Source organism: Pararhizobium sp. (genome assembly GCF_035497515.1).
GTDB lineage: Bacteria > Pseudomonadota > Alphaproteobacteria > Rhizobiales > Rhizobiaceae > Pararhizobium.
Map to the genome: position 1 here is coordinate 1 of NZ_DATJDJ010000172.1, position 22,658 is coordinate 22,658.

At 61.3% G+C, this 22,658-nt stretch carries 13 protein-coding genes; 5 read left to right on the plus strand and 8 right to left on the minus strand.

Translation table 11 applies throughout. The annotated features are described in order from the left end of the window. The 4 genes from VL202_RS17870 to VL202_RS17885 form a co-directional block, all read right to left on the minus strand. On the minus strand, positions 1-686 hold a 686-nt coding region (locus tag VL202_RS17870), incomplete at its 3' end, for an MFS transporter (protein WP_325465437.1). Between the two features lie 29 nt (positions 687-715). Beyond that, positions 716-1,102, minus strand: coding sequence for a VOC family protein (locus VL202_RS17875; protein ID WP_325465438.1), 387 nt, complete (start codon positions 1,100-1,102; stop codon positions 716-718). Continuing rightward, the gene (locus VL202_RS17880) at positions 1,099-1,878 is read right to left on the minus strand and encodes a DeoR/GlpR family DNA-binding transcription regulator (RefSeq protein ID WP_325465439.1); all 780 of its coding nucleotides are present in this window, start codon (positions 1,876-1,878) and stop codon (positions 1,099-1,101) included. Before VL202_RS17880 ends, VL202_RS17875 begins: the two co-directional genes overlap by 4 nt. Before the next feature lie 8 nt (positions 1,879-1,886). Then, on the minus strand, positions 1,887-2,159 hold the full coding sequence (locus VL202_RS17885) for a hypothetical protein (protein ID WP_325465440.1): 273 nt from the start codon (positions 2,157-2,159) through the stop codon (positions 1,887-1,889). On the opposite strand from VL202_RS17885, the gene VL202_RS17890 reads away from it, so the two are divergent. The 3 genes from VL202_RS17890 to VL202_RS17900 all read left to right on the plus strand — a co-directional run bounded on the left by VL202_RS17890 (position 2,159) and on the right by VL202_RS17900 (position 4,539). Next, positions 2,159-2,935: an amino acid ABC transporter substrate-binding protein gene (locus VL202_RS17890; protein ID WP_325465441.1), complete on the plus strand. Its 777-nt coding sequence runs from the start codon at positions 2,159-2,161 to the stop codon at positions 2,933-2,935. The genes VL202_RS17885 and VL202_RS17890 overlap by 1 nt on opposite strands. A gap of 165 nt (positions 2,936-3,100) precedes the next feature. Beyond that, a complete protein-coding gene (locus VL202_RS17895; protein WP_325465442.1) occupies positions 3,101-3,781 on the plus strand; it encodes an amino acid ABC transporter permease in 681 nt (226 codons plus the stop codon). Next, complete coding sequence (locus VL202_RS17900) at positions 3,778-4,539, plus strand: amino acid ABC transporter ATP-binding protein (protein ID WP_325465443.1); 762 nt, start codon at positions 3,778-3,780, stop codon at positions 4,537-4,539. Before VL202_RS17895 ends, VL202_RS17900 begins: the two co-directional genes overlap by 4 nt. Positions 4,540-4,591: 52 nt before the next feature. On the opposite strand, the gene pyc is transcribed toward VL202_RS17900, so the two are convergent. After that, a complete protein-coding gene (gene pyc / locus VL202_RS17905; RefSeq protein ID WP_325465444.1) occupies positions 4,592-8,050 on the minus strand; it encodes a pyruvate carboxylase in 3,459 nt (1,152 codons plus the stop codon). A gap of 112 nt (positions 8,051-8,162) precedes the next feature. Next, positions 8,163-8,903, minus strand: a complete 741-nt coding sequence (locus VL202_RS17910) for a LuxR family transcriptional regulator (RefSeq protein ID WP_325465445.1) — start codon at positions 8,901-8,903, stop codon at positions 8,163-8,165. 449 nt (positions 8,904-9,352) lie between these two features. Here VL202_RS17910 and VL202_RS17915 point away from each other — a divergent pair, with 449 nt between their 5' ends. Both VL202_RS17915 and VL202_RS17920 read left to right on the plus strand, forming a co-directional pair. Next, positions 9,353-11,110 carry a glucan ABC transporter ATP-binding protein/ permease gene (locus tag VL202_RS17915; protein WP_325465446.1) on the plus strand — a complete coding sequence of 586 codons (1,758 nt, stop codon included), beginning with the start codon at positions 9,353-9,355 and terminating at the stop codon, positions 11,108-11,110. Positions 11,111-11,280: 170 nt separating this feature from the next. Continuing rightward, entirely contained in the window at positions 11,281-12,393 is a 1,113-nt protein-coding gene (locus tag VL202_RS17920) for a heparin lyase I family protein (protein WP_325465447.1), read from the plus strand. Positions 12,394-12,414: 21 nt separating this feature from the next. On the opposite strand, the gene VL202_RS17925 is transcribed toward VL202_RS17920, so the two are convergent. Together VL202_RS17925 and VL202_RS17930 are read right to left on the minus strand one after the other, a co-directional pair. Continuing rightward, positions 12,415-13,578: an OpgC family protein gene (locus tag VL202_RS17925; protein WP_325465448.1), complete on the minus strand. Its 1,164-nt coding sequence runs from the start codon at positions 13,576-13,578 to the stop codon at positions 12,415-12,417. Between the two features lie 129 nt (positions 13,579-13,707). Then, positions 13,708-22,209 carry a GH36-type glycosyl hydrolase domain-containing protein gene (locus VL202_RS17930; protein ID WP_414692889.1) on the minus strand — a complete coding sequence of 2,834 codons (8,502 nt, stop codon included), beginning with the start codon at positions 22,207-22,209 and terminating at the stop codon, positions 13,708-13,710. Positions 22,210-22,658: the final 449 nt, after the last annotated feature.

The window sequence follows — 22,658 nt, forward strand, 5'->3', positions numbered from 1 at the left end:
ACTGAGCCTTCCGGCACCATCGAGAACAGGGCGACGAGACCGATCAGCCACGGCAGCGGCGTCAGCGGCAGGCGCAGCTTCTGCTTTGCCGTATCTGGGTGTGGCTGATCGTGCAGCATCATCGGCCAGGCGATGGCAACCAGCGAGAAGCAGACGATGGTGGCGAAGATCGCATGCGGCAATACGCCGAAATTCGCCATGAGCAGGCCGCCCGCCGCCGAGCCGAGCAGTCCACCCAGGCTCCAATAGGCATGACAGGAGGACATGATCGCCCGCCGCATGGATTTTTCGACCTCGACGGCGTTGGCATTCATCGCCACGTCCATCGCCCCGACGAAGCCGCCGAGAATAAACATGGCGACGGTAGCCACCCAGACATTGGGCACCAGCGTCAGAAGCAGCAACAGTGGCGACAGGGCGACGGCCGTGACCTTGACGACCTTCTGCGATCCGAGCTTCGCGATAAAGCCGCCGGCAATCGGCATCAGCACCAGCGAGCCGATGCCGAAGCACAGGATCAGCAGGCCGAGCACGCTTTCGCCGATCCCGAGCTTTTCCTTGAATTCGGGAATCTTGGGCGCCCAGCTTCCGGTGACGAAGCCGTTCATCAGGAACATGAGGGAAACCGCCAGGCGGGTTCTTGGCATGTAACCCGATCGGAGTGCCGGTGACGTGAGTTGATCCATAGTTTTCTCCTCCCGGTGGGAAACCGGGTTCAGATCATGATTTCGATAATGTTGCCGTCGGGGTCCCTGAGGACCGCCTCGTAAAAGCCGTCGCCGGTCATGCGCGGCGGCGAAACCAGAATGCCGCAGCGCGCGGCATTGTCAGCCATGGCGTCCACCGCCTCGCGGCTACCGAGCGACAGTGCCAGATGGGCGTAACCCGCACGCTCCTCCATGCCTTCCGGCGCGCCGATCCAGGGGCCCTGCATGATCTCGATGGTCGGTCCGTCGGCAAGCGACAGGAACCGCGAGGCAAAGCCCGGACGCCGGGCACTGTCATAGCGTTCGCCGATCTCGGCGCCGAACGTTTCGGCCCAGAAGGCGGAAAGACGATCGATATCGGTCGTCCAGAGTGCCACATGCCCGATGCGCGTCATGTCTTTTCCTTGGCAGTTACGACATCAATCCCCATTTCGCGGAAGACGGACAGGGCGATGGCGGAGATTTCGTCTTCAACGACCAAGGTTGTGCAGGCCTTGGCCGGAACGACGGCGTGTGGCGCCGATGTCCCGATCTTGTCGGCCGTGGCCGCGACCAGGACGGCAGCGCTCTGCTGCACGGCGAGGCGCTTGAAGGCCGCATCCTCATAATCGAAGGCGGTAATACCTGCGTCGGCATCGATGCCGCAGGCGCCGAGAATGCACAGGTCCGGCCGCAACGCCGCCATCTCCCGCTGGGCGCCGGAGCCCACGGAGCCGCCCACCTGCCGGTCGATCCGCCCGCCGATCAGGATGATCCCGATCTCCGGATTGTCCATCAGGGCGGCGGCGATCAGAGGCGTATTGGTGACCGCCGTCAGGCGCATCCCGGCTGGAATAGCCTTGGCGATCGCCAGGTTGGTGGAGCTGGCATCAAAAAAGACGGTCATCCCATTTCGGACGAAGGAAGCCGCTGCCAAGGCCAGAGCCCGCTTGCGGTCCGACGATTCGCCAACCCGCCGGATCAGGGACGCGCCGCCTGGCGCCAGCGGCAGTGCCCCGCCATAGACCCGCTCGCAGAGTCCGGCCCCGGCCATTTCGCGCAGGTCCCGGCGGATCGTGTCCTCCGAAACACCGAATTCGCGTGCAAGATCGACGGCCAGCACGCGGCCTGACGCATCGAGGCGATCCTTGATCAGCGTCTGGCGCTGGCGAAGAAGCAGGTCGTTTTGCATGGCATCGCTCAATCGTGCATGAATCGGCATAAAAGTGCAAAATAACGCATACCAGCATTTCTGGCGACTTCAAGCGCTATCCTTCCGGATTTCGCCTGCGCAATGCTTGATTTTTTGATCAGCGGGTCGAAATTCCGTTCGATGTGACGAAATTTGACAAAACCTTCGCCGTTTCGCGCCACATTTGAAGTTTTTTGCGCTCCCATGGACCGCGATGGCATGCGATGGTCCAGCCATCCCCGGCAGACGGGCCGGATGAAAAGAAGAATGGAAAAAGACAATGAAATTGGTTCCCACACTCCTCGCCGCTGCCGCCCTTGCCCAGTTGCTCACGTTCGGTCCGGCCTTCGCGGGTGAAAACCTCGAAGCCATCAAGGCCGCCGGTGCGCTGAAGATCGGCACGGAAGGCACCTATGCCCCGTTCACCTATCATGACGAAAGCGGCAAGCTCGTCGGTTTCGACGTCGAAATCGGCGAAGCCGTGGCCAACAAGCTGGGCGTCAAGGCCGAGTTCCTCGAAGGAAAGTGGGACGGCCTGATCGCCGGCCTCGACGCCAACCGCTACGACACGGTGATCAACCAGGTCGGCATTACCGACGCGCGCAAGCAGAAGTACGATTTCTCGGACCCCTATATCGCCTCGAAGGCCGTCCTGATCGTCAAGACCGACAATACCGATATCAAGGATTTTCCTGACCTTAAGGGCAAGAAGGCCGCCCAGTCGCTGACGAGTAATTTCGGCAAGCTGGCGGAAGCCTCCGGCGCCGAGCTTGTCGGCACCGACGGCTTCGACCAGTCGATCCAGCTCGTGCTGACCGGCCGCGCCGACGCGACGATCAATGACAGCCTGTCCTTCCTCGACTTCAAGAAGAAGAAGGCCGACGCTCCGGTGAAGATCGCCGCAGAACAGGCCAATGCCGACTATTCCGGCATCATCATCCGCAAGGGCGAGCCGGAGCTGCTGGAAGCCGTCAACAAGGCGCTGGCGGACATCAAGGCCGACGGCACCTACGACAAGATCTCGCAGAAGTATTTTGGCGCAGACGTTTCGAAGTAAGAACGACTCTCCTCTCCATTCGAAGCCATGAAACGGCGCCGCGTCCGCAGACCCGCATAATATGCGCAAGGCCGCCGCGAATCGACCCCTCCCCCTTGTGGGGAGGGGCTGGGGAGGGGTATCTCCTATGGAGAGACCGATCCTACCCCAAAAGAAAGAAAGCCCGTGCCTCCCTGGCTTCAACTCATGCTCGATTCGCTCCAGCCACTTCTTTGGGCCGGGCTGATCTTCACCATCCCGCTGACGCTGCTCTCGTTCACGCTGGGACTGATGCTCGGGCTCCTGACCGCCGTCACCCGATTGTTCGGGCCGAGACCGCTGGTGGCGGTGGCGCGGTTCTATGTCTGGGTCATTCGCGGCACGCCGCTGCTCGTGCAGTTGTTCGTCATCTTCTACGGCCTGCCGGCGGTCGGCATCCTGCTCGATGCTTTCCCCGCCGCTCTCATCGGCTTCACGCTGAATATCGGCGCCTATACGTCCGAAATCATCCGCGCCGTCATCTCCTCGGTGCCGCGCGGCCAGTGGGAGGCGGCCTATTCGATCGGCATGAGCTGGAGCCAGGCGATGCGTCGCACCATCCTGCCGCAGGCGGCGCGCGTGGCCGTGCCACCCCTGTCCAACACCTTTATTTCGCTGGTGAAGGATACATCGCTTGCCGCCGCCATCACCGTGCCGGAACTGTTCCAGACGGCGCAGCGCATCGTCGCCACCACCTATGAGCCGCTGATCCTCTATATCGAGGCAGCGCTTCTCTATCTCGCGCTGAGTTCGGTGCTCTCCTCGCTTCAGGTGCGGCTGGAAAAACGTTTCGCCCGCTATGGCGGCTTCCTGGAGGCGCGCACATGATCGAGCTTACCCATATCGTCAAGCAGTTCGGCGACAATGTCGTCCTGAAGGATATCAGCGTCACGATCGCCGAAGGCACCGTGACGGCGCTGGTCGGCCCTTCCGGCGGCGGCAAGAGCACGCTGCTGCGCTGCGTCAACCTCTTGGAAACGCCGACATCCGGCACGATCAAGCTCGGCGACGAACAGATCGTCTTTTCTTCCGGCAAGAAAACGGGTTGGGATGCCATCCAGCGCCTGCGCCGCCAGACCGGCATGGTCTTCCAGAATTTTCAACTCTTCCCGCACCAGACGGCAATTGAAAACGTCATGGAAGGACTGATCACGGTTCTGAAATGGCAAAAGGACAAGGCAAGGGCCCGCGCGCTCGAACTGCTGGAAAAGGTCGGCATGGCGCATAAGGCCGATGCTTGGCCCGCCACCCTGTCCGGCGGCCAGCAGCAGCGCGTCGCGATTGCCCGGGCGCTTGCGCCGTCGCCGCGGGTGCTTCTCTGCGACGAGCCCACCTCGGCGCTCGATCCGGAACTCTCGGAAGAGGTCGTGGAGGTCCTGAGCCGACTGGCGCGCGAAGGCACGACGATGATCATGGCGACGCACGACCTGCGGCTGGCGTCAAAGGTCGCCGACCAGGTCCTGTTCCTCGATGGCGGCCTGATCGTCGAGAGCGGCGCGCCGAGGTCGATCTTCCAGACGCCGGAGCGGGAGCGCACGAAGAAATTCATCTCGTCGCTGAGCGCGGGCAACAACTACGATATCTGAAAATAGAAATGGCCGGGTTCTACGCCAGCCATTTTCTTTTGGAGAGGAAGCCTCAAGCTCCGTAGACGATGAGCAGATCCTTGGTGTCGATCTGGTCGCCGGTACGTACGAGGACTTCGGCGATCGTGCCGTCCTTTTCCGCATGCAGCGCCGTTTCCATCTTCATCGCTTCGATGGAGAGCAAAACATCGCCCGACTTGACCGTCTGTCCGGCGGTCACGGAGACCGTGGAGATGACGCCCGGCATCGGCGCGCCGAGATGAGCGGCGTTGGCGAGGTCGGCCTTGCTGCGCGCGGCGCTGGAGGCGGCCCGGTTGCGATCCGGAACCTTGATCAGGCGTGGCTGGCCGTTGAGCTCGAAGAACACCTTGACCATGGCCTGCTCGTCCGGCTCGCTCGCCGCCTGGTGCAGGATGACCAGAGAGACGCCCTTTTCGAGCGCCGGCGACAGCTCTTCACCAGCCGAAAGACCGTAGAAATAGGCGGGAGTCGGCAGGACGGAGACCGGACCATAGGTGTCCGCCGCCAGCGCGTAATCCGTGAAGACCTTCGGATACATCAGGTAGGAGGCGAATTCGAAGTCGGAGACCTCGCGCTCCAGCTTGGTCTCGATCGCTTTACGCTCTGCACCGAGATCGGCCGGCGGCAAAAGCGAGCCGGGAACGGCGGTGTAGGCCTTCTCGCCCTTCAGCGCCTTGTCCTGCAGCGCCTTCGGCCATCCACCCGGAGGCTGGCCGAGATCGCCCTTCAGCATCGACACGACCGATTCCGGGAAGGAAACATCCTTGGCCGGATTTTCGACATCCGCCACCGTCAGATCCTGGGAGACCATCATCAGCGCCATGTCGCCGACGACCTTGGAGGACGGCGTCACCTTGACGATATCGCCGAACATCTGGTTGGCATCGGCATAGGCCTGCGCCACCTGGTGCCAGCGGGTCTCGAGACCCAGCGAACGGGCCTGTTCCTTGAGGTTGGTGAACTGGCCGCCCGGCATTTCGTGCAGGTAGACTTCGGATGCCGGTCCCTTGAGATCGCTTTCGAAGGCGGCATACTGGTTGCGCACCGCTTCCCAATAGAAGGAGATGCGGCGGATCCATTCGGGATCGAGGCCCGGATCCCGCTCGGAACCCTTCAGCGCCTCGACGATCGAGCCCAGGCACGGCTGCGACGTGTTGCCAGAAAAGGCATCCATGGCCGCATCGACCACGTCGACGCCGGCATCGACGGCCGCCAGCACGGTCGCCGCCGCAATGCCCGACGTGTCGTGCGTGTGGAAGTGGATCGGCAGGTCGGTCGCCTCGCGCAGCGCCTTGAACAGCACCTTGGCGGCAGCAGGCTTCAACAGGCCCGCCATATCCTTGACCGCGATCATGTGCGCGCCGGCTTTTTCTAGCTCGGCGGCAAGCGCCGTATAGTATTTCAGGTCGTATTTCGGACGGGCGGAATTGAGGATGTCGCCGGTGTAGCAGATCGCCGCTTCGCAGATCTTGTTCTCTTCGGCGACCGCATCCATCGACACGCGCATGTTGTCGACCCAGTTCAGGCAGTCGAACACGCGGAAGACGTCGATGCCGCCTTTCGCTGCCTGACGCACGAAATACTTCACGACATTATCGGGATAGTTCTTGTAGCCGACACCGTTTGCGCCACGCAGCAGCATCTGCAGGAGCAGGTTCGGCGCATCCTCGCGGACCTTGGCGAGACGCTCCCACGGATCCTCCGTCAGGAAGCGCATGGAGACGTCGAAAGTCGCGCCACCCCAGCATTCGAGCGAAAAGAGGTTCGGCAGCGCCTTGGCATAGGTGGAAGCGATGCGAGCGATGTCATAAGTGCGCACGCGCGTTGCCAGAAGCGACTGGTGACCATCGCGCATGGTCGTGTCCGTCATCAGCACCTGGCTTTGGGCGCGCACCCATTCGGCGAACTTCTTCGGGCCGAGTTCGTCGAGCTTCTGCTTGGTGCCCGGCTTGATCGGTGCGTCGATATGGGGAACGACCGGCTTTGCCGCATCGGCATTCGGCTTCGGACGGCCCTTGGCTTCCGGGTGGCCGTTGACGGTGACATCGGCGAGATAGGTCAGCAGCTTGGTGGCGCGGTCCTGGCGCTTGACCTGCTGGAACAGTTCCGGCGTCGTGTCGATGAAGCGCGTCGTGTAGCTGTTATCCTTGAACTTCGGATGCGAGATGATCGCTTCGAGAAAGGTGAGATTGGTGGCGACGCCGCGGATACGGAACTCGCGCAGCGCGCGGTCCATGCGGGCGATCGTTTCCTGCGGGTTTGGCGACCAGGCCGTGACCTTGACCAGCAGTGGATCGTAGTAGCGGGTGATGACCGCGCCCGGATAGGCCGTGCCGCCGTCGAGACGGATGCCGAAGCCCGAGGCCGAACGATAGCCGGTGATACGGCCATAGTCGGGAATGAAGTTCTGTTCCGGATCTTCCGTGGTGATGCGGCACTGCAGGGCGTGGCCGTTGAGACGGATATCTTCCTGTTTCGGCACACCGGATTCCGGCGTGCCGATGGCAAAGCCCTCGAGGATGTGAATCTGCGCCTTGACGATATCGATGCCGGTGACGACTTCGGTGACCGTATGCTCGACCTGGATACGCGGGTTGACTTCAATGAAGTAGAACTTGCCCGAGTCCATATCCATCAGATATTCGACCGTGCCCGCGCCAATGTAGTTGGTCGCCTTGGCGATGCGCGTGGAATAGTTGGCCAGTTCCTCGCGCTGTTCTTGCGTCAGGTAAGGCGCCGGCGCGCGCTCGACGACCTTCTGGTTGCGGCGCTGCACCGAGCAATCGCGCTCGAACAGATGCACGACATTGCCATGCGTATCGCCGAGAACCTGGCTTTCGACATGGCGGGCGCGCTCGACCAGCTTTTCAAGGTAGACTTCATCCTTGCCGAAGGCGGCCATCGCCTCGCGCTTGGCTTCCGTCACTTCGCGCGACAGGTCCTTCGGGTCACGAATGGCGCGCATGCCGCGCCCACCGCCGCCCCAGGATGCCTTCAGCATGACGGGGTAGCCAATCTCCTCGGCCATCCTTGCCACGACCGACATGTCGTCGGGCAATGGTTCGGTTGCCGGTACAACCGGGACGCCGATCTCGATCGCCAGATTGCGGGCGGCTACCTTGTTGCCGAGACGGCGCATCGTGTCGCCGGTCGGACCGATGAAAATGATGCCGGCAGCGTGACAGGCATCGACGAATTCCGGGCTTTCCGACAGCAAGCCGTAACCGGGATGGATCGCATCCGCTCCGGAAAGTCTGGCGACACGGATGATTTCCTCGATCGACAGGTAGCTTTCGATCGGGCCGAGATCACGGTCCAGATGCGGGCCGCGGCCGATCTGGTAGCTCTCGTCCGCCTTGAACCGATGCAGCGCGAGTTTGTCCTCCTCCGCCCAGATCGCAACCGTTTTTATTCCCAGTTCATTGGCCGCGCGAAACACGCGAATGGCAATCTCTGAACGGTTGGCGACAAGGATTTTGGAAATGGGCAAGTCGAACTCCTCATGACTTGAAACGCGGAAATGCTGCACCGCGAAAAGCACTATTAGCGCGTCGTCACAAGAAGTTCAATTTCAGTTTAAGTCATAACGCGACCTTGTTGCGTCAGTTGATCAGGCCCAGCCGGAACGACAGAGCAACCGCGTGATGCCGGTTCTTGGCTTTCAATTTTTCCTGGATGCCGTTCATGTACCAATCGACCGTGTGATTGGAAATATCAAGGACCTTGCTGATCTCGTTCGAGGTCATGCCATCGGCGAGATAGTTGAGCGCCTCCATTTCACGCCGCGTCATCTGCACGTCGACGGTCGATACCATTTCGGCGAGAACAGCAGGGTCGGTCAGTTCGAGCAGACGCCAGAACAGCTTCTTGGCGACGCCGTCGAACAGGCTCATCTCGACCGGCGAGAGATCGACCACCCGACCGCCCAAGGTCATGTTGCCGAGCAGGCCGCGACGCCCGTGAACCGGGAAGATGTAGCCGTCATGAAGACCGTGATTGCGGGCCTCCACCATCATGCGTTCCATGCGCTTGCGGTGCGGATCGGAGCGGAAGGCAACCGCCGTATCGCGCCAGCGGAAACCGCGCTGCGCGTGGCCGAGGAAACGGATCGTCGGGTCGATGATGACGTATTTCTTGCGAATGTAGATTTGCGGCCAGCCATCGGGCCAGCGGCCGGCAAGCAGCAGACTCAGCGGATTTTCATCCGGCTTGGGTTGGCGAACGATGCCGTAAAAGTCGAAGCCGTAGCGATCCAATAGCCGCTCGAACTCCTGAACGATCTCGTCCCTGCTTCTCATCTCGTCGATCAGCGCCAGAAACTGCACCAGCAGCGTGATGTTCATAAAATCCCCTCTGAAAAATCAATGTCCGACGCTCAAATAAACACGCTGCGGCGCAACATGAATGGCTTGTTCAGCGCCCATTCATGTTGCGGCCGCGATAATCCCATCGTCAATCATGAGACTACCTATCACTGCATCGGCACTGAACCGCAAGATGTAAAAAATAGCAGACTATGGATATTTGCCGGAGCGGCATTTCGCTGCGCCGGGCAACGTATCACAGACTGGCTTGCACGCTCGACCTCAAAGTTTATTCGAGATCGTGCGGGCGTGGATCATGAAGACGAGAGAAGAACAGGAAACGGCAAGGGTTTTTTCTGGGTCAATCCAGATCAGCCCGTAAAGACAAGCCAGCCGCCCCTCCTTTTCCTTTCTGAACTTATAGCGCGATGCGAATTCCTGTTGCTTTTCATTGCACCGCAAACCAGCTGCCCAAGAGGGATAAGACAGTGTCATTGTTCCAGATCTATGCAAGAGCGCTTCAGTATCTTGCCGTTCACAAGCTTCGCGTCTCCGCGATCGTCATCGCCAATGTCGTTTTGGCTGTGATCACGATTGCCGAGCCAATCCTGTTCGGCCGCATCATCGACGCGATCTCTTCCAAGCAGGGCGTCACGCCGATGCTTCTGATGTGGGCAGGCCTTGGCGTGTTCAATACCGTTGCCTTCGTGCTTGTCGCCCGCGAGGCTGACAGGCTGGCGCATACCCGCCGCTCGACCCTGATCACCGAAGCTTTCGGCCGCATCATTTCCATGCCGCTTTCCTGGCATACCCAGCGCGGCACCTCGAACGCGCTTCATACGCTGCTGCGCGCCTGCGAGACGCTGTTCGGCCTCTGGCTCGAATTCATGCGTCAGCATCTGGCCACGGCCGTTGCGCTGACGCTGCTCATTCCGACCGCCTTTGCCATGGACGTGCGCCTGTCGCTGGTCCTCGTGGTTCTCGGCGTGCTCTATGTCATCGTCGGCAAGTTCGTCATGACACGCACCAAGGAAGGTCAGGCTTCTGTCGAGGATCACTACCACACGGTCTTTTCCCACGTGTCGGACTCGATCAGCAACGTTTCGGTCGTGCATAGCTACAACCGCATCGAGGCCGAAACCCGCGAACTGAAGAACTTCACCCAGAAGCTGATCTCGGCACAGTTGCCGGTCCTCGACTGGTGGGCGCTGGCCAGCGCGCTGAACCGCATGGCATCGACGATCTCGATGATGGCCATCCTCGTCATCGGCACCTTCCTGGTGCAGAAGGGCGAACTGGGCGTCGGCGACGTCATTGCCTTCATCGGCTTTGCCAACCTTTTGATCGGCCGCCTCGACCAGATGAAGGCCTTTGCCACGCAGATCTTCGAAGCCCGCGCCAAGCTGGAAGACTTCTTCGTGCTGGAAGATTCGGTGCGTGAACGTGAGGAGCCTGCAGATGCCGGCGAACTCGATCAGGTGCGCGGCGAGGTCGAATTCCGCGACGTCTCCTTCAACTTCGCCAATTCCAGCGAGGGTCTTCGCGACGTATCCTTCACCGCCAAAGCGGGCCAGACGATTGCCATCGTCGGGCCGACCGGCGCTGGCAAGACGACGCTGGTCAACCTCCTGCAGCGCGTCCATGAACCGGCCGGCGGCAAGATCCTGGTTGATGGCGTCGATATCTCGACCGTGACCCGCAAGTCGCTGCGCCGCTCGATCGCCACCGTGTTCCAGGATGCGGGCCTGCTCAACCGTTCGATCTGCGACAACATTCGCCTCGGTCGCGAGGATGCCTCGCTCGGCGAAGTCATGGCCGCCGCCGAAGCTGCTGCTGCCGCCGACTTCATCGAAGGTCGCCAGAGCGGCTACGACACCCGCGTCGGTGAAAGGGGCAACCGCCTGTCCGGCGGCGAACGCCAGCGTATCGCGATTGCCCGTGCCATCCTGAAAAACGCGCCGATTCTTGTTCTCGACGAGGCGACCAGCGCGCTCGACGTCGAGACCGAAAACCGGGTGAAGGTCGCGATCGACAACCTGCGCAAGGATCGCACGACCTTCATCATCGCCCACCGCCTGTCGACGGTGCGCGAGGCTGATCTGGTAATCTTCATGGATCAGGGCCGGATCGTCGAGATGGGCGGCTTCAGTGAACTGAGCCACAGCAACGGCCGCTTCGCCGCCCTGCTCCGCGCCAGCGGCATCCTGACGGACGACGATGTCCGCAAGAGCCACGCCGCCGCCTGACCGGCGACCGCATCGACCCAGACCTTCCAATCCCCGCAGCGGCGCTGCGGGGATTTTTTTATTGGGGAAAGGGTGCCGCAATCCATCCGCAGAAGGCGATGTAGAGATTCCTGTTTCAACTTTACCGCGACATTGCTAGCATGACCGCGGGGATAGAAGTTGGAGGAATCATGTCGATCAGGCAAATACACTCATGTGCCCTCATGTTATCACTTGCGGCCACTCCATTGGCGGCGCAAACACTCTCGGACGATTTCGACGCTGGCAGCCTCGGTTCCGGCAAATGGAGCACGCAACAGATTCTTTCGCGGCAAATGACGTTTGAAAAGGCGGGGCGTTGCGAAGCAACGGCCATGGTCATTCGAACGACTGAGGAAGATGGCGGCATCGAATGCGACGACGATTGTCAGCGCGCGGAATTGCGTACGATCAAATCGTCATGGCCCATCTTCGGCGACGAGGTCTGGTATGCCTTCAGCTTCCGGGTGGAAGGGAATGTGCCCCCGATCGGCAGCACACGCTTCGTTATCAGCCAGTGGAAGGGTCCGGGCGACAGCAGTCCGATGCTGGCACAGCGTTTCGACAACGGGGTATTTCACATCACCGTTCAAGATAACGAAACACGCCGCGTCGTGGCCCAGGCCGAGGGCGATTACGAGGCAGTGCTGTCAGCGCAAAACCTGCTCGGTAAATTGGATCCCAATGACGGAGAGACGGTCGATGCCGTCAAGGCGTTGCAGTCGATTGATCAGCTGATCAAATCCCAGCCGGAGCTATCAAAAGAACTCTTTGACCAAACCCTGTTAAAGGGGTTGGAAGCGGAAAAGCCGACTTCGGACACGAAGGAAATATCCAAGGCACTCGGGCTGAAGAACAGCGAGCTTGTTTCGCAGTTCAGCGCCTTCTCTTTCGTGGCAAACCCGGAAAAATATCTCGGCGAGGCAGAGATCGACATCATTCCCGAAGGAAACCGGAAGCTGCCCGATCCGCGTAAAGGCTGGGTGGACATGGTTTATCGCATCAAGCCCGGGCGGCTCGACAACGAATATGGCCCCCGGCAGAAGGGTGAGATCGATATCTGGGCCAACGGCGACAAGATCGTTTCCGTCCGTGGCAATATCGGCGCGAAGCTGAGGGCGGACCTGCCGCTGGAGTTGCGCGGCCCATATTTCAAGTTCGGAACCTATCGCCTGCGAATTCCCGGTACCTTCGATTTCAAGTTCGACGAATTTTCGCAGGCGCCGACACGGGACGAGCTCGTGGTGGCCTGCGATCCGCAGTGAAGGACAGGGCGCCGGCACTCATCAAGCCCGGGCGACGTCCGGGCGGGCGAGGCCGACGATCCAGTCGAGATAGCGGGCATAGGCGAAATGCAACGCGATGCCGAGCCCGACAAACAGCGATCCCCAGATGGGATCGCGACCCGTGACGAACAGCAGCACCTGGCCGACCATGGCGAGGATCGTTCCGAAGATGAAGACAGGCAGGGAATGGCGTCCGATCATGACCAGCGGATGATCCACCTTCAGCCGCGTCAGCCGATTAAAGATGGGGAACACGGCAAGGAGATAGGCAAGCGCCAGCACATGCAGCAGCCGTGTCAAAGACAGGAAGGTCTTGTCGAAACCGGTAAGAACCGCCGGAAGCCCATAGGAAAAATCCATGTCCCACCAGGACAACACGACCCAGAAGAACGACAGCGCCACATAGCTGGCGGCCAAGAGAACGAGGGCGGGATGGCGCGGCAGGGAATGGCCGGCACGGGCGCGCATCATGCAGATCATGCCGATGACGAAGAGGAATTGCCAGGACCAGGGATTGAGGAACCAGTAGCCCTCGTCGAGGAAATTGAGCGGCACGATCATGAAAATGCCGGCGGCAAGCCATAGCGTCGCGGACGCCATGAACAGAAGAAACGGGCTGCGCCCATAAAGCCAGAGCATGGCTGGAAGGATCAATAAGACCACGGCGTACATGGACAGGATGTTGTTGTAGCCGAGTTGGTGGCCCAGCAGGACCATGGCGACGATGCCCTGTTCCGTATGCTCGACCAGTGGCCGGATGTTGATTTCGCCGACCAGATCCTGCCGCCCGAAATAGAGCGCGCCGCCGGCAAAGATCGCCAGCGTGATGATACTGGTCATGATATGCGCGACATAGAGTGTAAACGCCCGCCGCCAGATTTTGAGGCTGACGGCCAGGCGGCGCCCCACGACGAATTTCCGCCCATAGGCAATTCCGGCCGAGAGCCCGGAGATCAGCACGAAAGCTTCGGCGGAATCGGAGAAACCGAAATTCTTCGTCGTCAGGAATTCGAGATATTGCCCCGGTACATGATTGATGAAGATCGTGATGAGGCAAAGTGCGCGGCACACGTCGAGCCGTGTGTCGCGAAGAGGTGGTACGGTTGAATCGGCGACCGCGCGTCCATCAGAGACGGATGCGGGAAAGTCCAGTTGTTGCAGCATGCAGTCTTGTCTCGTCCGGGTTCAGTGCCCCTGCCCCATCGACGCGATGTATCCGCCTGCGGTCAAAACAAAACCGGCCTTGCGCCTTCTGGAGCAAAGCCGGTCTTTATGGTCATGACGCACCGGCAGCTACAACAAAACGCCTTCATGCGCGTTTTTTGTGACAGTATTATTGACGCTCACCACCGGCTCCTCGCTTTCCCCGTGTTTCGTCACGGAAATCGCATAGGCCTTGCCGTCGATGGTGAGCGTCGCCGAAAATCCGTTCCAGCTCTTCGGCAGGACGGGCCGGATGATCAGCTTGTCGCCCTGCCTGCGGATGCCGAGAATGCCTTCCACCGCGGCGCGATAGAGCCATGCGGCGGAGCCCGTATACCAGGTCCAGCCGCCACGTCCCGTCAGCTCGCCATGGCCATAGACGTCGGCCGCCACGACATAGGGCTCGACCCGGTAATGGTCGGCGCTGTCGCGGTCGGTCGAATGGTTGACCGGGTTGAGCATCTGGAAGGCGCGCCAGGCGTCCTCGGTGCGGTTCTGGGCGGCAAGCGCCAGCACCACCCAGGTCGCCGCATGGGTATATTGCCCGCCATTTTCGCGGACGCCGGGCGGATAACCCTTGATATAGCCCGGGTCCTGCGCCGTGCCCGACAGGGGCGGCGTGAACAGCCGGATGATCTGGTGATCGTTGTCGGCAAGTTCGGAGAGCACCGCGTCCATGGCCTGCATCGAGCGGGCGGGGTCACCCTCGCCGGACAGGACACTCCACGACTGGGCGATCGAATCGATCCTGCACTCGTTGGCCTCAGTGGTGCCGAGCGGCGTGCCATTGTCATAGTAGCCGCGACGGTAATAGCTGCCGTCCCAGCCGGCGGTTTCAAGCGCCTGCTTGAGGATGGGAAGATGCGCTTCCCATGCCTCGACCCGCTTCATATCGCCCCGTTCGCGCGCAATGGCGAGGAACGAACGCAGCGTGGTGGCAAGGAACCAGCCGAGCCAGACGCTCGTGCCGTGGCCTTCGATGCCGACGCGGTTCATGCCGTCGTTCCAGTCACCGCCGAGGATCAGCGGCAGGCCGTTATCACCCTTGCGGGCAATGGCAAGATCAAGCGCGATCGCGCAATGCTCATAGAGGCTGACGCGCCGCTCGGACACGGTGGGCTGGAAGAAGCTGTCATGCTGGCCGGGCTCGAGCGCAGCACCCTCGATGAAGGCGATCTGTTCGTCGAGAATGTCCTTCCTGCCGGTGACCGAGCAATAATGCTGCACGGCATGGCCAAGCCAGACAACGTCGTCGGAGATCAGCGTACGGACCCCGGCGCCGGTGCCCGGCAGCCACCAATGCAGAACATCGCCTTCGGGGAACTGACGCGACGCAGCGTTGAGAATCTGCGCCTTGGCAAGTTCCGGACGGTGGACGATGAAGGCCAGCGTGTCCTGCAACTGATCGCGGAAGCCGAAGGCGCCACTCGCCTGATAGAAGGCCGAACGCGCCAGGATGCGGCAACCGAGGCTCTGGTAGGGCAGCCAGGCATTGACCATGTTGTTGAACGCCTTGTCGGGCGTATCGATCTGGAGAATGCCGGTGAAGTCCTGCCAATAGCTGCGCGACGCTTCCAGAGCCGCATCGAACGTCGTCTGCCGCGCGGTTTCCAGATGCTCCAGCGCCTGGGCGGCATTGTCGGAATCGCCGATATAGAAGGTCAGGTCGCGGCTCTCGCCGGCCTTGAGCTTCACATCGAACATGATGGCACCGCAAGGATCACCATCGGCATCGACCGAGCCCGACAGGGCGCCGCCGTCGATCACGGCCTGCGGCGCATAGATGCTGCCGGTCTTGCCCAGAAACTCGCGACGACTGGTGGTGAAACCAACAGGCTTTTCGCTCGCCGCCAGGAAAGCGGTCCGGCCGGAATAATCGACGCTGTAAGGATTGGTTGCCAGCACGGCACCGCTCGCCTCGTCATGATGGGAGAGGATGAACGGTGCCGTCTTCGCCCGGTTGTTGCCGAGCAGCCATTCCGCATAGCCATAGACCTTGAGGCTGCGCGCCTCGCCGGACGTATTCTTCAGCCGTAGCTGCAGATATTTGACCGGGGCCTGGCGGTGGACCGTCTGGCTGACCTCGATCTCGATCCTGTCCTGCACGCTGTGGAAGACGGAATAGCCGAGCCCGTGGCGGGTTTCGAAGAGGACGGACTTGCGGCGCGACAGGGCGGCATAGGGCGTCAGCACCGCTCCGCTGTCCGTGTCGCGAATGAAGATCGCCTCGCCTGGACGGTTGATGACCGGATCGTTGGTCCAGGAGGTCAGCTGATAGTCGCGCGAGTTCTTGCCCCAGGTGAAGGCCGCGCCTTCCGCCGCCACGTGGAAGCCGAAGGTCTCGTTGGAAATGACGTTGATCCATGGCTGCGGCGTCGCTTCGCCGCCGCGCAGACGCGTCACATATTCGCGGCCATCCGGCGAGAAACCGCCATAGCCGTTCCAGAACTCCAGCCCGTCGCCGGCAATATCGGCGACAGCGGCAGCGCCATCGTCGCCGATCACGGCCAGCAGCGGCACAACCTGCGTATCATCTTCCTTCGCCGGCTTGGTCAGCAGATTTTCGGCGCGAGCGATCTGGTCGGAGATCTTGCCATTGCGGGCATGGAAGACCGCGCGCGAGGCCGATAGCAGCGCCGTCCAGGTCTGCGGTTCCATGATATCGCGGCGAACCGCGAAGATATGCTGGCGCGGACCATCGGACTGGCCACGCAAGCGCAGGTTTTCCGCCATGGCATCCAGCGTGTGCTGCATGTCCTGTGCGTAGGATGCGGCGCGTTCGTTGACGATGACCAGATCGGCCGTGACGCCGCGCGAACGCAGATATTCCTGCGCCTTCAGAGCCTCGCGCGCGATGCCGAGGTCGATGTCATCGTTGATGCGGACGGTAAATATCGGGAAGTCGCCCGAAATCGCCAGCGGCCAGAGCGCCGATTGTGGCGCTAGACCGGCCTGCACCGTTGATGTGTCGGCGCGCAATTGCATGTCGGGATAAACGAGATAGCGGCCGAGCATCTGGAAGTTCGCCGCTTCCTGCGAGGTGACGCCGACATGGCGCATCTGCACCTGGGAACGCGTCCAGGCGTGGATCATCTCGTGGTTGAAGCTGTCCGGATGACGGTAGCGGTCGATTGCCCGGTCGATGGCGTCGCGGTCGGGTGCGGCGATGGTCCAGAAGATCACGCTGACCTTCTTGCCGGCCGGGACGCGAACGACGCGGCGGAGCGAGACGATCGGGTCGAGCGTATAGCCGTCGGAGCCCGAAAGCTTGGCATCGCTGTCGAATGCCTGCGCTTCCGAGAGCGTGCGGCCAGTACCGATGAAGCGGCGGCGGTCGGTCTCTGCCTCGGTGTGCCGGGTGCTGGCGGCATTGTCGACAATGAGGTGCGCGACCTGCATGTCGGGTTCGCTCGGGCTGCGCTTGTTGCGCGTGACGCGAATGACGTCGCCCTTCGGGTCGACTTCGGTGCGCAGGAACATCTTGGCGAACATCGGATGGGCGGTGTCGGTGTCATCCGTCGTCAGCACGGGCTCGGCATAGGACGTGACCTCGATGAAGCGATCCTCGGTCCCCGTGTTGAGCAGGATCACCCGGCGGCCTTCGGCATCGTGCTCGGTGGCGACGATGCATTCCACTTCGCTGGTGAGATCGCCGACGGTCTTGATGAATTCGGCCTTGTCGTCGCCGAAGCGCGTCATGGTCTTTTCGCCGGCGGCACGGCGCGGCTCGGCCGTCGCCGACCACCAGTCGCCGCTCGTCGTGTCGCGCAGGAAGATGAAGGTGCCCGAACGGTCCTCGGTCGGATCGGCTTTCCAGCGGGCAACGGTCTGTCCATTCCAGCGCGAATAGCCGGAACCGGTTGCCGTCAGCATGATCGAGTAATGGCCGTTCGACAGGAAGACCGTCTCGCGATCTTTGGCGAGCGGATTGGTCAACACGCGGACTTCGGGGCGCAGCAGGTCTTCCTGGCCCTTGCCGAGCGATTCCGGCTCCTTCTTGGTGTTGATGATCGGGATGTCGCGCGGTGCCTTTTCCTGCAAAAGCAGTTCGGCCGCCTCGATGACGGGATCGGCATGGAACCACTCGCGCAGGCGTCCATTGAAGACGACGTTGGCGACGGCCGCGATCGACATGCCGTGATGGTGGGCATAATAGTTGCGCACGACAGCGCAGGTCTTGCCTTCCGGCACGCGGGTCGGGGTAAAATCGACGGCATCGTGGAAACCGTAGACACCGAGCGCACCCAGCGCCCGCAGGCGCTCCAGGTTGGCGATCGCCGCCTTCGGATCGTACATCGAGGCGAGGATCGAGGCATAGGGCGCGATGACCGCGTTCTGGCCGAGGCCACGCTTGAGACCCAGCGTCGGAACACCGAAATTGGTGTATTGATAGGTCAGTTCATGGTCGCGGGCATTGAAGGCCGCTTCCGAAATACCCCACGGCGTCCCGAGACGGCGGCCATGGTTCATCTGCTCCTGGACGATCAGGTTGTTGGTCTGGTTGAGAATACCGCCCTGACGCTCCTGCATGACCAGCGGCGGCATCAGATATTCGAACATCGAGCCGGACCAGGAGATCAGCGCACCACGCGCACCGATCGGCACGATCGGACGGCCGAGTTTGTACCAGTGCTCGGTCGGCAGATCGCCCTTGGCGATGGCGAACAGGCTGGTGAGGCGGGCTTCCGACGCCAGAAGGTCGTAACAGGCCTCGTCCAGCTCGTTGGTATTGACCCTGTAGCCGATCGACAGCAGACGGCGCTCGGGACGGAAGAGGAAGCTGAAGTCCATTGAAAACGCGATATCGCGGGAACGGTCGCGCAACACGATCAGGCGCTGGCGCAGCGTCTCGATGGCGCCGAGGTCGAAGACGCCGTCGGCAATATGGGATTCGCAGGTATTGACGAGCATGGTTGCCCATTTCGTCACTTCGCTGCTCTGGGCGCTCTTGACCTCATGGTCGAGATTGAGCGTCAGCTTCTGGATGTCGCGCGCCAGGACCGCGAGGTTGATCACCCGGATGGAAGCGAATTCGTGCTCGCGCTTGACGGCGGCAAGCGCATTCTGGAAGCCGACGATCCGCTCTTCCATCAGGCGGCGCAGCGGCCGAACGGTCTTGCGGTCATCCGGCAGGTCGCCCAGCACTTCCGACAGGATGGAAGCGACGTCGCCAATGCCGTCCAGATTGCCCTGAACATGCGCCGAGGGCGCTTCCGCCCATTCGCGGCACATGGACGAGACGGCGATCAGATGCCCGGCAAGATTGCCGCTGTCGACGGCGGAGACATATTTAGGCTCCATCGTTTCCAGCGTGTCGGTCTTGTACCAGTTGAACAGGTGACCGCGGAATTTCGGCATATGGTCGAGCGTCGAGATCGTTTGCTCGAGACGGCGAACCGTCTCCTCGAAACCGATCCAGCCGAAATCACGCGCCGACATGACCGACAGGAGATAAACGCCGATATTGGTCGGCGACGTGCGTTCAGCCAGGATCGGATGCGGGATTTCCTGGAAATTGTCCGGCGGCAGGAAGTGCTGCTTGGCGGTGACGAATTCCTCGAAATAGAGCCATGTCCGGCGCGCGATCTTGCGCAGTTCCTCGACGACATTGTCCGGCACGACCAGTTGGTCCTCGGTCTCCGCCGACTGGCTGACGAACCAGGCGATGGCAGGAGACAGAGCCCAGAGCAGCGCGAAGGGAATGCCGATGAAGGGAAGACCAGTGTCCGAGATCGCGGCAAGCGCCAGCGAAAGGGCCGACAGGACCGGTACCATCCACATCGAGCGGTAATAATCCCAGACGGTACCGCCGGCCGAACTCTGGACCTGCGCTGCCGTGCGCCATTCCAGCATCAGCTTTCCGGAGACGAAGGTCCGGTAGATGGAACGGCAGATGGCATCCGCCATCATGGCGGCGGAATGGGCGATGAAGACGATGCGAAGCACCACCTGCGCGTTCGCGGACTGGATTTCCGAGATCACGGCATGAAGATGGGCGCGGGCGACGATATCGTTGCGGCGCGGCATGATACCCGAGACCAGTGACATGGTCGGCGCGACGAACAGACTGAAGATCAGCACGAACTGCCAGATCAGCGCCTGGGTCGGCTCCATGTAGTACCAGCCCATCACAGAGGCGATCAGCCATGCGACCGGGATCAGCGAACGGCGCAGGTTGTCGTACATCTTCCAGCGGCCAAGCATGCTGACGCCATTGGAGAGATTGAACAGGTAAGGCAGCAACTGCCAGTCGCCGCGGGCCCAGCGATGCTGGCGCGACATCTCGACCTCGTAGCGGATCGGAAAATCCTCGACCAGCTCGACATCGCTGACAAGTGCGCAATGCGCCAGCGAGCCTTCCAGAAGGTCATGGCTGAGGACGGCATTTTCCTCGATCTTGCCCTTCAGGGCCGCCTCGAAGGCGTCGACGTGATAGAGGCCCTTGCCGGTGAACGTGCCCTCGCCGGCAATATCCTGATAGACGTCGGAGACGGTGAAGACATAGGGGTCGATACCGCGATTGACCGAGAAGATGCGCTGGAACATCGAGGCATCGCTGCCGGTCGTCAGCGACGGCGTGACGCGCGGCTGCAGGATGCCGTAGCCGGCGGTGACCTTCTGGGAGACCGGATCGACGACGGGGCGGTTGATCGGGTGATAGAGCTTGCCGACCAGCTTGGTCACGGCATCGCGCATCAGGCGCGTGTCGGAATCCAGCGTCATGACATACTGGACGTTCTCCGGCACGGTGTTGGCGCCGGCGAGGAAGCTTGTATCGCTGTCGCCGCGCAGGAGCAGGTTCAGCTCGTGCAGCTTGCCGCGCTTGCGCTCCCAGCCCATCCAGGCGCCTTCTGCCTCGTTGTAGAGGCGGCGGCGATGCAGGAGATAGAAGCGCGTACGGTCGTCATGCGCATAGCGCGCGCTCAGCGTTTCGATCTCGTGCTTGGCATAGTCGAGCACGTCGAGATCGGCAGCGGTTTCCTCTTCCTTCGAATCCGTCCAGTCGCTTAAGAGTGCAAAATAGATCTCGCCCTTCGGATTGGCGAGATAGTGGACCTCGAGATTGCGTACGAGTTCATCGACATGATCGCGCTTGGAGATCAGACAGGGCACGACGACGAGCGTGCGCGCATCCTTCGGAATGCCTTGGAGGAATTCGTAGCCCACGAGACGCGTCGGCGTGACGAACAGCGTCACCAGCGTGTTGAAGAACCCGGCCGCCCCTTCCGAGGCCGGCAGCGCGAAGAGCAGCAGCATGATCAGCTTGGCGCCCGTCGGAATTTCCATCGGGCTGACGAAGATATAGACTGCGATCATCGCCAGGATGGTCAGCACGATGTTCGGCCCGGCAATGGCCAGCCAGTCGAGCTTGCGCCCCATACGGATGATGTTCTGCAGCAGCGAAGGACGGTAGTCGATCTTGGCTTCCAGCAGGCGGCGCTGCTTGCCGACAAGGAAACTGCCGACATTCGGCTCGTGCGGCACGGCATTTCCGACCGCATCGACGCTTGCCTGCTCCTTGACCATGTCGAGGGCGATATGCGTGACTTCGAGTTCCGTATAGCCGGAGCGCCGGGCCAGCCGCTCGATCGTGTTGCGGTACTTGTTGCGCGAACCGAAATCGAGGGCGGAATAATCCGAGCCTTCGCGGAGTGCATCGTCGAGTTTGCTGACGCTTTCGAACCAGACGGCCCAGTCATTGTCATCGATTTCGCGCAAGCTGCGGATGATATTGCTCATCGTCGCATTGCCGGAGGACAGGCGGTTCTGCTCGGCGACCAGCGCCTCTTCGACATCGCTGCCACGCTTCTCCAGCTGCTCTTCCAGCCAGGTGATGACGAAGCCGGACGTCTGCGAGCCGTCACGCAGGCGATAGAGAAGCTGGGCGACGAAGGTGTTGTCGGCACAGAGTGGCTGGGCCTCGGCGAGCACCGACTTGAATTTTTCCGGATCCCCCAGGCGGACGATCTGGTCCGCCACGTCATTGGCCTTGTTGCGCATGCTGCGCGAGCCATCGACGCGGATGGCGATGCGGCGCAGGTTTTCGATCAGGACAAAACGAAGGATGGAAGGCAGCGCCCAGAGTTCGCCGATCTTGAAGGTCTCGTGTCGCTGGAAACCCTCGACCATCGCGGTCAGGCTTTCGCGCGAAACCGTGCTGTGGGTATGGGCGACATAGAGCCAGGCAAGCGCCATGGTTGTCGGGATCGTGGCGCCCTGGACCGAAAGCGTCGGCAGTTGGCGATAGAACTTGCGCGGAAAATCACGCCGCACTTCCTGGATCGATTCCTCGACGAGATAATGGTTGTCGAGCAGCCATTCGGCGGCGGGCGTGATCGAGGCACCGGCCTCGACATCGGTCGCCGTCACCTTGTAGACGCGAAAAATCTCGTTTTCGTTTTCACGATGCCGCGGACGGAATTCGAAGGGGAAGAAACCCGGCAGACTGGACATACCATCACGGGCGAGAGCAGCACCGCATTCTCGAAGCTCGTCGATGGTGAAATAGGTCGAACGAATCGAATCGTTGGAATCGATCGACTTGGTTTCGGCTTCGCGCGCGGGCGTGGTCGGCGTGTTGTGAAGAGGCATGGGTACGGGTTCTGAATCCAAGCGGTGTTGAGGGATCCGGCCGTCGTCATCTGGCCGGATGGGCTGCTGCCCTGATTTCTGGCTCTGCGCCACCATAGTCCTAAAGCCCCGTCATTGTTTTGCCGAAAACCATCGGGCTTCGCGCGGGCGGGAAACCATCGGTGTCGGCATTGCCCGAACGGGCGGTGGAGAGAAGGAAGGCGGCAGTCGCTTCGGCGTCAGGGCTGCGTGATGCAGGAAATAGGCATTTTTTAGCCGTAGAGCCAACATGTTGCAAGAAGCGGGGCCTGTTCTGTGGGCGAATTCGCGCGTGCTGCGCGAAAGAAACACCGGGTTGAACCAATCTCTCCACGGCCGGCGGCGGGAGAATGTGCAAAACTGCTTCTTTAAGGCTGGTCATCCAGACCAGAACGCGCGGAACAGTGAAAGGTTCCACTCCAGATGGTGGC

Bases quoted from the DNA above. Each gene is read 5' to 3' on its own strand.
- VL202_RS17910 (WP_325465445.1), bottom strand. From the start codon at position 8,903: ATGAACATCACGCTGCTGGTGCAGTTTCTGGCGCTGATCGACGAGATG.
- VL202_RS17900 (WP_325465443.1), top strand. From the start codon at position 3,778: ATGATCGAGCTTACCCATATCGTCAAGCAGTTCGGCGACAATGTCGTC.
- VL202_RS17875 (WP_325465438.1), bottom strand. From the start codon at position 1,102: ATGACGCGCATCGGGCATGTGGCACTCTGGACGACCGATATCGATCGT.
- VL202_RS17930 (WP_414692889.1), bottom strand. From the start codon at position 22,209: ATGCCTCTTCACAACACGCCGACCACGCCCGCGCGCGAAGCCGAAACC.
- VL202_RS17920 (WP_325465447.1), top strand. From the start codon at position 11,281: ATGTCGATCAGGCAAATACACTCATGTGCCCTCATGTTATCACTTGCG.
- VL202_RS17925 (WP_325465448.1), bottom strand. From the start codon at position 13,578: ATGCTGCAACAACTGGACTTTCCCGCATCCGTCTCTGATGGACGCGCG.
- VL202_RS17880 (WP_325465439.1), bottom strand. From the start codon at position 1,878: ATGCAAAACGACCTGCTTCTTCGCCAGCGCCAGACGCTGATCAAGGAT.
- VL202_RS17890 (WP_325465441.1), top strand. From the start codon at position 2,159: ATGAAATTGGTTCCCACACTCCTCGCCGCTGCCGCCCTTGCCCAGTTG.